A 15,946-nucleotide genomic window follows, 5' to 3' on the forward strand; every position below is an offset into this window, starting at 1 on the left:
CTGAAAATCCCAATTTTTCAACAGAACCGGTAGGTAGCGACCCGTCGTGATGGCAGTCTACCAATCTTCAGTTGATGAGCAAAAAACGGGACCAAATGTACCTATCCCTAATTTTTTCGCTTGCTCTTCAATACGGCCAGCCTGCAGAACATCCTGCTTAGTGGGAAAGTGACGTAAAAGGAAATGAGCGTTTTGTCTAATGCGTTCGGGCACTTCTGTATCGCGAGCAAGCTCCGTCAGGAACGCGTGAGTTTGTGCGACGGACCTGGTCCGTTCAAATGGCATCGTCATTTAATCCTCCACGAGTGAGATCGTCAGTCCAGGGTAAGGCGGCGCGTGAGTGTGTGTGGCTCAAGCGTGTCGCAAAGTGAGGCTGTCGAAGATAGAAAAGCTACGAGTCTTTTGCTCCGACGCCATACATACTGCCGGCAGTGTGCATCTGAAAGAGTAGGTCCAACAACGGGAGAAAACCCTCTTTTTCGCAAATGGGGTAAAGCATTAACGACTGATATCCCCAAGATCTTCGCCACTTCCGGGGCAAATATATAGTTACGCTTGAAATGTTGTACTGCTCCGAGCGTTACGACCTTTGCCGCCCGCCTAGAGCATTGAACAGTTTCGCTACGAAGTCGACCGAGACGGACAAGGGCATAACAAACTTCGGATTTTACACCCAGCATCTTCGCCGCTTCGGTGACGGACATACTCCGTGTGTGTGATGACATAGCGTGTTTGATAGCTTTTCGTTCAAGCTCGCCAGGGTCAATAAGCCATTTGCCAAAATTTAAAAGCTCAGATTCAGCTTTGCAAAAAACTGAAATTTCCCCTGACTTAATCGCGTTAGCTAATTCAACCAAACCACCAGATGTCGGAAGGTAGTATTTAGCGACTTGCGATATCGTTTTGAAGTCATCGCGTGCAGATATCAGAAAATTATCAGGAGCTAGAGCAGCTATCGAAGTATAGTCGACCAGCCATCTTTCACCAGCTCGCGGTATTCCACCGACAAATTTTAATACTTTAGCGGCTATGAGTTGTTTAACGCGCTTTTTGCTTAGCCATAATAAACGAGATACCTCAAGCAAATTTAGGGGCTCACGTGCAACTGAAGAGAACCTCCGTGCCTCTTCAATATCTACCACCGTAACAGTTTTACCACAGGAATAATTAAATTCACGAGCGTCAAGTTCACCTGAAGAATGCATTCTGCGAAGAAAATTTTTGGGGAGACCAGTTATCTCCGCCGCTTTATTATATGGAAGCCAGCGATGTTCAATCAGCGTACATTCGCTCAACCGCCGATTCCGCATCGCCAGTGGGCCCGTCCAGTTTTTAACAACGTAATTCTCGAATTCAAGACGAACAAAATCATAACATCTGTCAGTCAGTGATAAAAAAACGTCATTGTAAATTAGCCCAAATGCAGCACCTAATTTTGATGATAGCTTTGGTCGACGACGTTGCATTAGATCAGTAAGCAAATCATGAAATGCTTCGGGCCATCCCATCAAAATCTGTCCAGCCGAGTTGGCTAGAACAGGAACTACGTTTTGAGAGGCCATTGATGCAACTGTCATGTTCATATGGCATTTACGACTTAACGCTCGCACACCAAAGCGAACAGCTAAAAAATGGAACTGACTATAGGTTAAGGAACTCATATTTGTCGAAACTTCATTAAGCCTATGCTTCAAGCGCCTATTAAGTTCCTTCGAAAGCCATAATTTCGATTCATCTACTTCAGTAATAGCTGACTTTTCTGAAACCACAGATGACCCACAGTCTTCACAGGTCCTCGTATGCAGTATTTTTGGCGTAACCCTTGCTTGACAAATCGGGCATTCATACAGAAGTTCTATTGTATGGATTGTGCAGACCGTATATAGGGTGAGGTCCCATACCTCACGCCAATAACAACTGGAAGCTAAGCAATCAGGACAGTATTTTGAATACGCTAACGACCAAACTTTCTGATTATTGAATTTTGGCTTTCTGATTTCATTAACGACATCATACCAACTTGGGGGCCTAGAGCATAGACCCAACCACGAGCTCACTTCATCATCTGTAAGACCTTTGAATAGCTTAACGAGCTCACCATTCCATAGGCCATTACAAATCCCTAAGCGATGTAGGTAACCCAACAAACTTTCGTCATGCTCCGGTTCAGGATTGATCAAAAGGCCGAACATGGAATACTTCCTTCACACTGTATTGACGAAAAATTTTTAATCTTCAGTACCAGGAATCAAATTCCTGGCACTGAACTCAATCAAGCTGCAATGGTGTCAAAGTTTTCGAAAGGCTCACGCTGGCCGGTTAAAGCCTTGAAATCAAATGCTGGATCAAATGGATTACGCTCATTCGTCGCAGAGCTCCAAACCTCATCCTTAAAAGCTTCCGAAAGTATTTCTAAATTAATACCCTCTGCATGGCGATGCTGGACCAGCCATACAGAGCGATCTACGACCTTTATTAGATAGTCTATCAACCCAAATGAGCCTAGATAGAAACGTTGGATCATTTCTTTATTTGAAAAACTAATGGACTTCACCGGCAGCAATTCGCGAATTACCCGGAGTAGCGCCGCAAATTGGGCCCAACAGGTTTCCGTGATCATGAACCGGTTGTAATCGACTGTGGCGGAGAATCTTCGTCGTAGTTGTTCGTTCGCCAAAAGTAAGTTTTCAGTTCGCTTTAGGCCAACGAGGACAAACGTAATGCTTGTTTCGTTCATCAAACTCTTGATCCAATCCGCCGCCTCGTATGCATCATTACGCTTGTAATCCACGAGATGCTGAGCCTCGTCCAAGACGACGACCTCAACGCCGAGACTACTCAAAAGCAGAACAATCCTTGAAAATTTCGTTTCCGCAGAATGGCTACGGGAATCTGCGTAAGGATCGTTCATTGCGGTCAGCAAAGCCGTTGCCAAATTCTTCTTGGTTGGAGAGGAGGGAATTTCGACGCTGAGCACAGCGCGGTGGCCAGGTTTAGGAGGGTTGGTAGATTCCAGCTCCCTGACATATTCTGTGATCAATGTGCTTTTCCCCACACCGCTCGGCCCCTGGATAACAAGCCCCTTGCTGGTACCTGTGCGACGTGTGTCTCCATGTACCTCCGTAAGCCTGGTCAGGGCCCGCTCCGCTTGCGGACTAACGATGAAGTGATGCCTCAAAGAAAACTGGATGTGATCTTCCTCACGACTGCTCATTATTCAGTCTCCCTGTAGGTTGACGATGGACGACTCTGAACATTGTGGTTTCATCAGTCGTAATGGGCATATCCAACCATTCCATGCTGACCGGAGAGAGTGGCAACTTAACGTTGGGGAGTTTCCAACCATCTTTATCTAACTTGGCACGAGTTACTGCCCGGCGTTGCCGCAGCTTTTGAGAATGGCGAGCGTGGTCCACGTCTTTTTCCAAATCGCGATAGCACTGATTGATCTTTTCAAAACTAGGTTTATCGTCACCTTTCGCACGCAATGTATTTTTTGCCGCTTTCCATAGATCACGACTCACTCCAAGCATGCGTTTGTCTTTAACCGGCACCTGTAAAAAGACATTTCTAAAACGATCGTGCACCCAAACATGGCCTAGTTCGTCACGAAATCGGACACTGATTTTCTCTTTAGGAGCCATGCGCATACTTAATTGAGCAAGTTCAGGTGAGTGGTAACCGTGACCGTCTACTTCAATGCCGTAGTGATGGACACACACCGACCTGCGGCGCGCGAGAATGCATTCAAGTTCATCTAGATCAACGGGCAGTTTGATCAGCCGATTTGCCTCTGCCGAAGCCCAAACTTGGGCAGGGGTCCTTTCGTCAAGAGAACGGTGAGGGGTTTGATGATATCCATCGACAATCCATTTCACGACGCTGCGTTCAATCTGATCAAATGTGAAGCAAGCATGCTTCTCCGAATCGTAATCTCCCTTTTCTTGAATATTCGAAAACGTCGTTCCAGGTAAACCATGAATCAATCCGGTATTCAGAGTACGGAAAAATCTTTCGACCGAACCTTTCATCTCTGGACCTCTAGATCGGGGATACATAATCTCAATCCCTAGTTCGTTAAACCCAGCAATCAAATCATCGGCATGGAACTCAGCTGCGTTATCAGGAACGACTCGCGTGGGTAGTCCATGTGCTCGCCACTCACCCTTTACCTCAGGGAAGCGTTTCAACAATTCCGCTTTAGGACGAATGGAGCGTTCGATGACGCGAAGAACGGTCTCAGTATTTGGAGCAGCTAGATGAATCAGGTAACCCATGATCATTCGCGAAAACTTATCAAACACTATGGAAATGTAAGGACGACCAATAATTAGTCCTGTTTCTTCGTCCACCAACAACACATCCATAACGGTATGATCAATCTCCCATCGATCAAGAATATCGTTAACTGTGAGCACTCCGATTGCCGTTCGATGTTTTTTTCTCGCTGCGTGTGTACCCAATCGATGAACATCAACCTCATACGGATCAAGTTTTGCAATGTACCTACGAATGGTCATACCACAAGGTATTTTCAGGTGGTGAGAGGGGAGGCGAGTTGCGTTTTTCTCATCTACACGTTTTTGATACTCGAGAACTACCTTCGAGATATCTGGGCGTTCAGGTTTGAGATAAACTTCATAAATCACGTCCGTCAATATTTCTTCTAGCTCACCAGATATTGCGCAGGCCCTTCCTTTTTTCGAGTGTTTTGGAACGAGCTTTACAACGTCTCGACCTGAGAATTTTGAAAACCATCTTCTAATTGTAGATATTGACGGGACTCGAATATCTTCCAAGCCTTTTGCTATTTCTTGTATTTTTTCTCGTAAAACGCTTAAACTGGGTAACATATCTTGTCCCTCTGTAAGGTTTTCTAAATATTTACGCCGACGTAAAGCTTCTTCACTGTGCCTTGGTGGAAAACAAGTGAGATCCGGAGCTACGTTTCTGATAACTGGAATTTCTCCGAGATAAGGTTGGTCTTCGCAGATTTCTATCTCACGGCGCTCATAACCTATATAGAATTCACTTTCCTTTAACTTCGTTGGCTCTCCGAGTTCATCAACGAAAAGTAAGCGTCTATCCACAAGACGCCGCTGTAATGTCATTCTCGTGTGGTTGATAACCACGACTAATCTCAACTTAAGCGAAAATGTTTGCATGGCGATGTCCTCCTGAAAGAAAGACCTGTGACTCTTCGTCCAAGGGTTCTTCTAGATTTATCCCGATAACGCACAGCCCCAACAAACGCCAAGCTTCCATTCGCCCAAATAATGAAATTACGTCGTGAAAAAAGTGAGGTTTGTATTTATTAAGTTTTAAGCTAACTTCCGCGTGTTCGTCCGACGACAGCAATGGTCCACGTCGGTGATATAGGATTTTCTGCAGATTTGTCGCTAAGGGCTCTCGCCAAATAAGCTCGTCCGTTACAACTAAAAAATTTCGATTTGTGGCAGGGAAATGTATTGAGGCTGCGCTCAGCTTCTGCTTAACGCTAAGGATTGAAAGCTTCCTCGATGGTTTGACCTCGATCCACCACTCGCTCCCATTTGCTAGAAACACACGCAGATCAGGAACGTAATCTAGGAATGTATCGCCCAAAGGAAGTCGTTCCCTAGAAGGTTGTACTTCATAGCGTAGAACGAACGGAGAAAGCTCCAGCAGACGGAACAAACCGCCCTCTAACTGGGACTCCCACGCCACAGGATGACCGTTTTTCAGGGAAGGGAAATACCCCCTGAAATGACAGGAACTGCGGGTAACTACTTTACGTACTGCCATCGCACACCTCCACAGACGTGCACCATCGCTGCGCCTGAAAAACCAGGTACAGACCGGTGCTTGAGATCCACAATCGATAGGCAACACTCACCCGTCGAGCGGCCTCGATAAAGTCGAAATGATGGGAGGGGATTGACAGGCGCTGAAAAAAAGCCGAAATTGCGGTTTCCAAGCCTGCAATATCGCTTCAAATCTGCGCGGTCAAAACCCCTTGGTTTTGGTCGCGTTTTACATTTCACACCTCCAATTGTTCATTTTTTATCCTCTTTGGGCTTCATAGCTGTTTAATTTAAGCTCCTGTTTTTTTATAGGGTTAGGCTCTAAACCTGCGGGCTTCAACTGTTGCCGAGTCATGGTTCACCCGAGCACCTTCAAACAACGTCTTGATTTACCTTATAAGTTTGTGATTTTTGAAGATAATATCGTCTTCAAATAGTATTCCACGGTACGCGTAAAATCTACGATTTGCCACCGAAAAACCTGCACTTTTTTAGCGTTCGCCAGGCAACTTTTGCATTTTTTCTAAGTTAGCAATGTATAGTATTACTCAAAATAGCTAACTTCATTTAGATGCTGTTTTTCAACAAAACGGTGCATTTCTTCAAAGCATTTTTTCGACTGACATATATCCGCAATTGAAATTCTTCGCATCTTAGTCAATTGATACGCTCAGACTTTTAAGACCCTTGGATTACAAATCCTCGGAAACATTTGCTCAATTTTTACCTTCGGTTTTGTTACTTCTTTTTGAGTCCAAGACTTACCAAATCGATAGTTCACCCTTTACCGGGGCAAAAAAAACCCGCTTTATTAGCGGGCTTTCTTTGTAATGGCTAACTGATATACAGATAGCGCACCATCTATTTGTAAAAATAAGCAACTATTCTGTGATCCTACACCGGGATCAGAAGTCCAGGTTGGAAACCGCCAGGGCGTTGCTTTCGATGAAGTCACGGCGAGGCTCGACCGCATCACCCATCAGGGTGTTGAAGATCTGGTCCGCGCCAATGGCGTCCTCGATGGTTACTTTCAGCATCCGGCGAACGCTTGGGTCCATGGTGGTTTCCCAGAGCTGGTCCGGGTTCATTTCACCCAGTCCTTTGTATCGCTGAATGGTGTGGCGCTTGGTGCTTTCAGCCATCAACCATTCCAGGGCTTCCTTGAACTCGGTGACCGCTTTCTTACGTTCGCCACGCTGGATGTATGCTCCATCGTCGAGCAGAGTGCTCAACTGAGCGCCCAGGGATACGACGGTCTTGTAGTCGTTGCTGCCGAAGAAGTCGCGGTTGAACGTGACGTAGTTCGACAGGCCGTGGGAGATCAGCTCGACCTCTGGCAGCCAGACATTACGCTCACGGTCTTCACGCAGGCTGGCCTTGTAGACCAGGCCAGACTTCTCGACGGTGCGCAGACGCACTTCATACTGGGCCAGCCAATCCTGCATCGCTGCGTGATCGGACAGTTGCTCCAGGCTCACGGCCGGCAGGTAGATGAAGTGCTCGGTCAGTTCCTGTGGGTACAGGCGCGACAGACGCTTGAGGGTCTTCATCACCAGGCGGAAGTCATTCACCAGGCGCTCAAGGGCTTCGCCGGAGATGCCCGGTGCCTCTTCATTCAGGTGCAGGCTCGCATCTTCCAGGGCCGACTGCGTCATGTACTCTTCCATGGCGTCGTCGTCTTTGATGTATTGCTCTTGCTTGCCTTTCTTGACCTTGTACAGCGGTGGCTGGGCGATATAGATGTAGCCGCGCTCGATCAACTCTGGGAGCTGACGGAAGAAGAACGTCAGAAGCAGGGTACGAATGTGCGAACCGTCGACGTCAGCATCGGTCATGATGATGATGTTGTGATAACGCAACTTGTCGATGTTGTACTCTTCGCGACCGATGCCGCAGCCGAGCGCGGTGATCAAGGTGCCCACTTCCTGGGACGAGATCATCTTGTCAAAACGTGCCTTCTCGACGTTCAGGATCTTACCCTTGAGCGGGAGGATCGCCTGGGTCTTGCGGTTACGTCCCTGCTTGGCGGAGCCGCCAGCAGAGTCACCTTCCACGAGGTATAGTTCGGAGAGGGCAGGGTCCTTTTCCTGGCAGTCAGCCAGTTTGCCCGGCAGGCCGGCAATGTCCAGCGCGCCTTTACGGCGGGTCATCTCACGGGCCTTGCGCGCCGCTTCACGAGCACGTGCCGCGTCGATCATCTTACCGACAACCAGCTTGGCTTCGTTCGGGTTTTCCAGCAGGAAGTCGGAGAAGTACTTGCCCATTTCCTGTTCGACCGCGGTCTTCACTTCGGAAGAGACCAGCTTGTCCTTGGTCTGGGAGCTGAACTTCGGATCCGGCACTTTTACCGAAATGATCGCAGTCAGGCCTTCACGGGCATCGTCACCGGTGGTCGCGACCTTGTGCTTCTTCGCCAGGCCTTCGGCTTCGATATACGTGTTGAGGTTACGCGTCAGGGCGGAACGGAAACCCACCAGGTGAGTACCGCCATCGCGCTGCGGAATGTTGTTGGTAAAGCACAACAGGTTCTCGTTGAAACTGTCGTTCCACTGCAGGGCGATTTCCACGCCGATGCCGTCTTCGCGCTGGATGTTGAAATGGAACACCTGGTTGACCGGGGTCTTGTTGGTGTTCAGGTATTCAACGAACGCGCGCAAGCCGCCTTCGTACTTGAACAGTTCTTCCTTGCCGCTGCGCTCATCCTTGAGGACGATGCCGACACCGGAGTTGAGGAAGGACAGTTCACGAATCCGCTTGGCCAGGATGTCCCAGCTGAAGTGGATGTTCTTGAAGGTTTCGCTGGAAGCCTTGAAGTGGATCTGGGTGCCGGTGGTTTCGCTGTCACCAACGATCTTCATCGGTTCCTGCGGAACACCATGGACGTAGGTCTGTTCCCAGATCTTGCCGCTGCGGCGAACGGTGAGGACGAGCTCTTCAGACAGGGCGTTCACTACCGACACGCCTACACCGTGCAGGCCGCCGGATACCTTGTAGGAGTTGTCATCGAACTTACCGCCGGCGTGCAGCACGGTCATGATGACCTCGGCTGCCGAAACGCCTTCTTCCTTGTGCACGTCTACCGGGATGCCACGACCGTTGTCTTTGACGGTGATGGATTCATCCGGGTGAATGATGATGCTGATGTCGTCGCAGTGGCCGGCGAGCGCTTCGTCGATCGAGTTATCGACCACCTCGAACACCATGTGGTGCAGACCGCTGCCATCGTCGGTGTCACCAATGTACATACCGGGACGTTTGCGTACGGCATCCAGGCCTTTCAGCACTTTAATGCTCGTTGAGTCGTACGTATTTTCTTCGCTCAATGCCTTCACTCCCGATGGTCGTGGGTCTGGGTGATACGGCCCTGTTCCACGTGGAACAGGGCGACTGGCGTTTCCGTCTGCCAGCCTTCCCTCAATAATTCGTGGTCTACACAGGTGATAAACACCTGGCAGCGTAAGTCTTCCAGCAAGCGGCAAAGCGCACGGCGATGCTGCTCGTCCAGTTCGGACGGCAAGTCATCCACCAGATAAATACACTGACCGCGTCGGGCCTGGCTGACCAGGTGACCTTGGGCAATCCGCAATGCGCAGACCACCAACTTTTGCTGTCCTCGGGACAGGATGTCCGCGGCATTGTGAGCGCCCAATCTGAGGCGCAAATCAGCTCGTTGCGGTCCTGCCTGGGTATGCCCCATCTGCTGATCCCGCTGAAGGGATCCGGCGAGCACAGCGCTCAGTTCACGGTCTTTGTCCCAGCCCCGGTAATAGCTGAGCGTTAGGCCCTCAAGCTCAACCAGTTCGCTCAAGGTCTGTTCAAACACCGGTTTCAAGGCTTTGATATAGGCGCGGCGGTATTCATCTATTTCAGCGCTGGCCTGGCACAGTTCCCTGTCCCAAACCGCTTGCGAAACGGCGTCAAGTGTACCATGCCGCAGCCAAGAGTTTCTCTGGCGCAGGGCCTTCTGCAGGCGTTGCCAGGTAGACATGAAACGAGGTTCCACGTGGAACACGCCCCAGTCGAGGAACTGTCGGCGAATCTTCGGCGCCCCCTCCAGCAAGCGGAAGCTGTCCGGGTTGATCAACTGCAGCGGCAGGATCTCGGCCAGTTGCGCCGCGCTACGCGCGTTCTGCCCGTCGATCCGGATCTGGAACTCCCCCTGGCGGTCCCGCGAAATGCCCAAGGCGCTGTGTCCGCCTTCGGCGAGTTCGACCTGGCCGAATACCGTGCACGCCAATTGTTCGTATTGAATGACAGGTAACAGGCGGGTGCTGCGAAACGAACGCGCGAGCCCCAGCAGATGAATGGCTTCCAGGACACTGGTTTTGCCGCTGCCGTTGGCGCCGTAAAGAATATTGATTCGGGGGGAGGGGGAGAAGGTCACCGGATGCAGATTGCGCACCGCGGTGACCGAGACGCGACTTAAGGACATCTAGCTTCTGCTGAACATGATTACAGACGCATCGGCATGACGACGTAGGCCGAGTCGTCGTTGTCAGACTCTTGTACCAGCGCACTACTGTTGGAGTCGGACAGGATCAGGCGGACCTGCTCGGTGGTCATCACGCCCAGTACGTCGAGCAAGTAGCTGACGTTGAAGCCGATTTCCAGGGAGCCGCCGTTGTACTCCACGCCAACTTCTTCTTCCGCTTCCTCCTGCTCCGGGTTGTTCGCCTGGATCTTCAGCTGACCAGGAGCCAGTTGCAGGCGGATGCCGCGGTATTTTTCGTTGGACAGGATCGCGGTGCGGCTGAATGCCTCGCGCAGCGCCTGACGATCACCCAACACCAGCTTGTCCCCGCCTTTTGGCAGAACACGCTCGTAGTCCGGGAATTTGCCGTCTACCAGTTTCGAGGTGAAGGTGAACTCACCGGTGGTTGCGCGAATGTGGTGCTGACCCAGGACGATGCTGACGATACCGTCCGGCTCGGTCAGCAAACGTGCCAGTTCAAGGATACCCTTGCGCGGCACAATCACCTGATGGCGGTCCGGTTGGCCGATATCAGCCTGCATCGAACACATCGCCAAGCGGTGACCGTCGGTGGCCACGGCGCGAATAACGCCTGCCGAGACTTCCAGCAGCATGCCGTTGAGGTAGTACCGTACGTCCTGCTGGGCCATGGCGAAGCTGGTGCGCTCGATCAGGCGACGCAGTTTGGATTGTTCCAGGCTGCACGTCAGCGAACCCGGACCTTCTTCCACGGTAGGGAAATCGTTGGCTGGCAAGGTCGAGAGGGTGAAGCGGCTCCGGCCGGCCTTCACTACCAGCTTCTGTTCATCGACCTTGATGTCGATCAGCGCGTCGTTCGGCAGGCTTTTGCAGATATCCATCAGTTTACGTGCAGGCACGGTGATGGAACCTGTTTCAGCAGGCTCTTCGAGCTGCACTCGACCAACCAGCTCGACTTCAAGGTCGGTACCGGTCAGCGACAATTGCTGGCCTTCGACAACCAGCAGCACGTTGGAGAGCACCGGCAAGGTCTGTCGGCGCTCGACGACGCCTGCGACCAGTTGCAGGGGTTTCAACAGGGCTTCGCGTTGAATGGTGAAATGCATGGTCTAGTCCCTTGCCTTAAAAGCTGCGCTGGTGTTCATCAAGTGGTCAGTGTACGCAGCAGGTTCTTGTAGTCCTCGCGGATGTCCGCGTCGGATTCCTTAAGTTCGTTGATCTTTCGGCAGGCGTGCAAAACAGTCGTGTGGTCACGCCCACCAAACACATCACCGATTTCCGGCAAGCTGTGGTTGGTCAGTTCCTTGGACAACGCCATGGCGACCTGACGTGGGCGGGCAACCGAACGTGAACGACGTTTGGACAGCAAATCCGAGATCTTGATCTTGTAGTACTCGGCGACGGTGCGCTGAATGTTATCCACAGAGACCAGTTTGTCTTGCAGCGCCAACAAATCCTTCAGGGACTCGCGAATCAGCTCAATGGTGATATCGCGACCCATGAAGTGCGAATGGGCGATCACGCGTTTGAGCGCGCCTTCCAGTTCACGGACGTTGGAGCGAATGCGTTGGGCAATGAAGAACGCTGCATCGTGGGGCAGATCGACTTTGGCCTGGTCGGCTTTCTTCATCAGGATCGCGACACGGGTTTCCAGTTCCGGCGGCTCCACAGCCACCGTGAGGCCCCAGCCGAAGCGAGACTTCAGGCGTTCTTCAAGGCCTTCAATTTCTTTCGGGTAGCGGTCACTGGTAAGAATGACCTGCTGGCCACCTTCAAGCAGAGCGTTGAAGGTGTGGAAAAACTCTTCCTGGGAACGTTCCTTGCGGGCGAAGAATTGAATGTCATCGATGAGCAATGCATCCACCGAACGGTAGAAGCGCTTGAATTCGTTGATCGCGTTCAACTGCAGAGCCTTGACCATGTCGGCCACGAAGCGCTCGGAATGCAGGTACACGACCTTGGCGTTCGGATTCTTCTTTAATAGGTGGTTACCCACAGCGTGCATCAAGTGGGTTTTACCCAAGCCTACACCACCATAAAGGAACAACGGGTTGTAACCGTGCTTGGGGTTGTCCGCCACTTGCCAGGCTGCGGCCCGGGCCAGTTGGTTGGACTTACCCTCGACAAAGTTCTCGAAGGTAAAGGTGCGGTTCAGGTAGCTGGTGTGCTTGAGCGCGCCTTCCACCTGGACGGTACGTTGCTCGGCGCGAACCGGAGCCTGTTGCGAACTGGCGCCGGCCATGGGGTCGAAGCTGTCACGCGAAGGTTCTTGCTCGCTGACTTCAGCGGGCTTGGGCGTCGAACGCTTGTTCGACGGTGCAGGAGGTGGCACAGCCGCAGGCGCGGCAGCAGCCTGAACCTGGGAGGCCGCCGCTGCGGCCAGTGGTGCATTCGGCGCAGCGCGCGGAGCAGAACTGCGTTTGCTGCCTATTAATAAGGAAAGCGCAGGCGCCATACCGTTGCCGTGCTCGTCGAGCAACTCGAGGACGCGACTCAGGTACTTCTCGTTGACCCAGTCCAGGACGAAACGATTGGGTGCATAGACACGCAACTCGTCGCCTTCGGCTTCGACCTGTAGTGGACGGATCCAAGTGTTGAATTGTTGGGCAGGCAGCTCATCGCGCAAAAGCTCCACGCACTGCTGCCAAAGTTCCACTGACACGGAGATCCCCTAAGTTGAAAGCCGGTGAGGCAAAAACAAGCGGCCATTGTAACGGCCAGACGCCGACTTATCCACACGTAGGTGAGTCGTGCACCGAGAAGAATCAAGGTTCTATACGGCAAAAAGACGACCAATGGTCTGTGCATAAGGTCTGTGGATAACCCCCTCTAAGCTCATTGCACAAGTGGGGGCGAAACTCGGTGGATAACCTGGCTGTGGATAAGACTGCCTTTCACACACAGGTTTTCCGACAGCGCAGCACAGGCTGAACACGGTTTTCCACTGTAGTTGTCATTCTCTGTACAGCTTGTACAACAAGGGCTGAGGCCAGTTATCCACAGATGAGGGCGACCCTAGCCTTTATAAGCTTTACAGAAAAGCTTTAAATACTTTCCTTCTTTATTTTTATGTTTGTCGAAGGATCAGGGCCGAACAAAACCTCTGGAGATCTATTTATAAGGAAACGTTGGTTGGAAATTGACCTAGAGGCTTGCTTTCTCTAGAATCCCCGGTCTCTTAAAACGGGGGCCATTCCGGCCCGTTGTGGACGAACCAGGTAACACGACAATGAAACGTACTTTCCAACCAAGCACTATCAAACGCGCTCGTACCCACGGTTTCCGTGCTCGCATGGCTACCAAGAACGGCCGTGCCGTTCTGTCGCGTCGTCGCGCCAAAGGTCGTGCGCGTCTGGCAGTTTGATAAGCCGGCACTGGAGGTGAGTCAGGACTTCAGTCGGGAAAAGCGTCTGCTTACTCCCCGGCATTTCAAGGCAGTCTTTGACTCCCCTACCGGCAAGGTACCGGGGAAAAATCTCCTGCTCCTTGCGCGCAACAACGATCTTGATCACCCCCGTCTCGGGCTGGTTATCGGGAAAAAGAGCGTAAAGCTCTCCGTCGAGCGCAATCGCCTCAAACGTCTGATGCGCGAATCGTTTCGCCTGAACCAGGATTTGCTGGTCGGCTGGGACATCGTTATCGTCGCGCGCAAAGGTTTGGGTGACGTAGAAAACCCCGAATTGATTCAGCATTTCGGCAAACTCTGGAAGCGTCTGGCACGCAGCACGCCGGTACCAGCAGTCAAAACCGAAACTGTAGGGGTAGACAGTCCAGATGCGTAAACTGGCACTCGTTCCGATCCAGTTTTATCGCTACGCCATTAGTCCCCTAATGGCCAGTCACTGTCGTTTCTACCCCAGTTGTTCCTGCTACGCGTTAGAAGCCATTGAAAATCATGGCCTTCTGCGCGGTGGCTGGCTGACCTTTCGTCGTTTAGGTCGCTGTCATCCGTGGAATCCCGGTGGTTATGACCCGGTTCCATCTATCCCTACCTCCCGTTCTTCTTCGATGGCCGAGTAATCATGGATATCAAACGCACGATCCTGATCGTCGCCCTGGCAATCGTGTCCTACGTTATGGTTCTTAAATGGAACCAGGACTATGGCCAAGCTGCCTTGCCGACTCAGAATGTTGCTTCCAGTACGACCGCACCGGGCCTCCCGGATACGGCCACTGGCAATAAAGCGTCCGTCAGTGACGACATTCCACACGCCGCAAACGATACCAGCGCACCTGCCGAAACTCCGGTTGCTGCAAGTACCGACCTCATCCAGATCAAAACGGATGTGCTCGATCTGGCCATCGATCCACAAGGTGGTGATGTCGCACAACTGAGATTGCCGCTGTATCCACGTCGCCAGGACCATCCGGAAATTCCATTCCAGCTGTTCGACAACGGCAACGAGCGGACATATCTGGCGCAAAGTGGCCTGATTGGCAGCAACGGCCCGGATGCAAGTCCTGCTGGTCGTCCGGTTTACTCGGCGGAGAAGAAGGTTTATCAACTGGCTGATGGCCAGAACCAACTGGTCGTGGATCTGAAATTCAGCAAGGACGGCGTCAACTACATCAAGCGTTTCACCCTGAAACGCGGCCTGTATGACGTAACCGTTTCCTACCTGATCGACAACCAGAGCGCACAGCCCTGGTCGGGTGCAATGTTCGCGCAATTGAAGCGCGATGCCAGCTCCGATCCGTCTTCCAGCACCGCCACTGGTACCGCGACTTACCTGGGCGCTGCCCTGTGGACAAGTTCGGAACCGTACAAGAAAGTGTCCATGAAGGACATGGACAAGGCTGCGCTTAAAGAAACCGTTACCGGAGGCTGGGTTGCCTGGTTGCAACACTACTTCGTGACCGCGTGGATTCCGGCGAAGGGCGAAAACAACGTCGTTCAGACCCGTAAAGACAGCAAAGGCAACTACATCATCGGTTACACCGGTCCATCTTTGACCGTTGCACCGGGTGCCAAGGCTGAAACCAGCGCTGTCCTGTACGCCGGGCCGAAAAGCCAGGCTGTCCTGAAAGAGTTGTCCCCAGGTCTGGAACTGACCGTCGACTACGGCATCCTGTGGTTCATCGCACAACCGATCTTCTGGTTGCTGCAACACATCCACGCGATTGTGGGTAACTGGGGCTGGTCGATCATCTTCCTGACCATGCTGATCAAGGGGATCTTCTTCCCTCTGTCGGCCGCCAGCTACAAATCCATGGCGCGCATGCGTGCAGTAGCGCCGAAACTGGCTGCACTGAAAGAGCAACATGGCGATGACCGGCAGAAAATGTCGCAAGCCATGATGGAGCTGTACAAGAAAGAGAAGATCAATCCGCTGGGTGGTTGCTTGCCAATCCTCGTGCAGATGCCGGTATTCCTTTCGCTGTACTGGGTTCTGCTGGAAAGCGTTGAAATGCGCCAAGCGCCGTTCATGCTGTGGATTACCGATCTGTCGATCAAGGATCCGTTCTTCATTCTGCCGATCATCATGGGTGCAACCATGTTCATCCAGCAGCAGTTGAACCCGACTCCACCGGATCCGATGCAGGCCAAGGTGATGAAGCTGATGCCAATCATCTTCACCTTCTTCTTCCTGTGGTTCCCGGCCGGTCTGGTGCTGTACTGGGTAGTGAACAACTGCCTGTCGATCGCCCAACAGTGGTACATCACTCGTAAGATCGAAGCAGCTGCCAAAGCGACTGCCTGACTTACACTGTG

At 51.9% G+C, this 15,946-nt stretch carries 13 protein-coding genes; 4 read left to right on the top strand and 9 right to left on the bottom strand.

What is annotated here, in order from left to right:
- Positions 1-57: 57 nt before the first annotated feature.
- The 9 genes from CGA21_RS00580 to dnaA all read right to left on the bottom strand — a co-directional run bounded on the left by CGA21_RS00580 (position 58) and on the right by dnaA (position 12,895).
- Positions 58-291: a BPSL0761 family protein gene (locus tag CGA21_RS00580; RefSeq protein WP_188263325.1), complete on the bottom strand. Its 234-nt coding sequence runs from the start codon at positions 289-291 to the stop codon at positions 58-60.
- 23 nt (positions 292-314) lie between these two features.
- Positions 315-2,192: a TniQ family protein gene (locus CGA21_RS00585; RefSeq protein ID WP_188263326.1), complete on the bottom strand. Its 1,878-nt coding sequence runs from the start codon at positions 2,190-2,192 to the stop codon at positions 315-317.
- 80 nt (positions 2,193-2,272) lie between these two features.
- Entirely contained in the window at positions 2,273-3,214 is a 942-nt protein-coding gene (locus tag CGA21_RS00590; RefSeq protein ID WP_188263327.1) for a TniB family NTP-binding protein, read from the bottom strand.
- Complete coding sequence (locus CGA21_RS00595; RefSeq protein ID WP_188263328.1) at positions 3,201-5,165, bottom strand: DDE-type integrase/transposase/recombinase; 1,965 nt, start codon at positions 5,163-5,165, stop codon at positions 3,201-3,203. The genes CGA21_RS00590 and CGA21_RS00595 overlap by 14 nt, the downstream gene beginning before the upstream one ends.
- Positions 5,146-5,784, bottom strand: a complete 639-nt coding sequence (locus CGA21_RS00600) for a transposase (RefSeq protein WP_188263329.1) — start codon at positions 5,782-5,784, stop codon at positions 5,146-5,148. The genes CGA21_RS00595 and CGA21_RS00600 overlap by 20 nt, the downstream gene beginning before the upstream one ends.
- A gap of 904 nt (positions 5,785-6,688) precedes the next feature.
- A complete protein-coding gene (gene gyrB, locus CGA21_RS00605) occupies positions 6,689-9,106 on the bottom strand; it encodes a DNA topoisomerase (ATP-hydrolyzing) subunit B (protein WP_033041074.1) in 2,418 nt (805 codons plus the stop codon).
- 5 nt (positions 9,107-9,111) lie between these two features.
- Positions 9,112-10,215 carry a DNA replication/repair protein RecF gene (gene recF, locus CGA21_RS00610; protein WP_008064628.1) on the bottom strand — a complete coding sequence of 368 codons (1,104 nt, stop codon included), beginning with the start codon at positions 10,213-10,215 and terminating at the stop codon, positions 9,112-9,114.
- Positions 10,216-10,235: 20 nt separating this feature from the next.
- Positions 10,236-11,339 (bottom strand): DNA polymerase III subunit beta, encoded by a 1,104-nt coding sequence (gene dnaN / locus CGA21_RS00615; protein ID WP_020797992.1) that lies wholly within the window; start codon positions 11,337-11,339, stop codon positions 10,236-10,238.
- Positions 11,340-11,377: 38 nt separating this feature from the next.
- The gene (gene dnaA / locus CGA21_RS00620) at positions 11,378-12,895 is read right to left on the bottom strand and encodes a chromosomal replication initiator protein DnaA (RefSeq protein ID WP_033041071.1); all 1,518 of its coding nucleotides are present in this window, start codon (positions 12,893-12,895) and stop codon (positions 11,378-11,380) included.
- Between the two features lie 567 nt (positions 12,896-13,462).
- On the opposite strand from dnaA, the gene rpmH reads away from it, so the two are divergent.
- From rpmH to yidC, 4 genes are read left to right on the top strand one after another with little or no spacing between them, the layout of a single operon-like run.
- Entirely contained in the window at positions 13,463-13,597 is a 135-nt protein-coding gene (gene rpmH, locus CGA21_RS00625) for a 50S ribosomal protein L34 (RefSeq protein WP_003213577.1), read from the top strand.
- Between the two features lie 16 nt (positions 13,598-13,613).
- On the top strand, positions 13,614-14,015 hold the full coding sequence (gene rnpA / locus CGA21_RS00630; protein WP_197677877.1) for a ribonuclease P protein component: 402 nt from the start codon (positions 13,614-13,616) through the stop codon (positions 14,013-14,015).
- Positions 14,008-14,253 (top strand): membrane protein insertion efficiency factor YidD, encoded by a 246-nt coding sequence (gene yidD / locus CGA21_RS00635; RefSeq protein WP_080725322.1) that lies wholly within the window; start codon positions 14,008-14,010, stop codon positions 14,251-14,253. Before rnpA ends, yidD begins: the two co-directional genes overlap by 8 nt.
- 2 nt (positions 14,254-14,255) lie before the next feature.
- Complete coding sequence (yidC, locus tag CGA21_RS00640) at positions 14,256-15,935, top strand: membrane protein insertase YidC (RefSeq protein WP_110748363.1); 1,680 nt, start codon at positions 14,256-14,258, stop codon at positions 15,933-15,935.
- Positions 15,936-15,946 lie beyond the last annotated feature (11 nt).

This window comes from Pseudomonas sp. PSB11 (genome assembly GCF_014596605.1).
Taxonomy (GTDB): domain Bacteria; phylum Pseudomonadota; class Gammaproteobacteria; order Pseudomonadales; family Pseudomonadaceae; genus Aquipseudomonas; species Aquipseudomonas umsongensis.

Bases quoted from the DNA above. Each gene is read 5' to 3' on its own strand.
- rpmH (WP_003213577.1), top strand. From the start codon at position 13,463: ATGAAACGTACTTTCCAACCAAGCACTATCAAACGCGCTCGTACCCAC.
- dnaN (WP_020797992.1), bottom strand. From the start codon at position 11,339: ATGCATTTCACCATTCAACGCGAAGCCCTGTTGAAACCCCTGCAACTG.
- CGA21_RS00580 (WP_188263325.1), bottom strand. From the start codon at position 291: ATGACGATGCCATTTGAACGGACCAGGTCCGTCGCACAAACTCACGCG.
- CGA21_RS00585 (WP_188263326.1), bottom strand. From the start codon at position 2,192: ATGTTCGGCCTTTTGATCAATCCTGAACCGGAGCATGACGAAAGTTTG.
- yidD (WP_080725322.1), top strand. From the start codon at position 14,008: ATGCGTAAACTGGCACTCGTTCCGATCCAGTTTTATCGCTACGCCATT.
- yidC (WP_110748363.1), top strand. From the start codon at position 14,256: ATGGATATCAAACGCACGATCCTGATCGTCGCCCTGGCAATCGTGTCC.
- CGA21_RS00595 (WP_188263328.1), bottom strand. From the start codon at position 5,165: ATGCAAACATTTTCGCTTAAGTTGAGATTAGTCGTGGTTATCAACCAC.
- CGA21_RS00590 (WP_188263327.1), bottom strand. From the start codon at position 3,214: ATGAGCAGTCGTGAGGAAGATCACATCCAGTTTTCTTTGAGGCATCAC.
- recF (WP_008064628.1), bottom strand. From the start codon at position 10,215: ATGTCCTTAAGTCGCGTCTCGGTCACCGCGGTGCGCAATCTGCATCCG.
- CGA21_RS00600 (WP_188263329.1), bottom strand. From the start codon at position 5,784: ATGGCAGTACGTAAAGTAGTTACCCGCAGTTCCTGTCATTTCAGGGGG.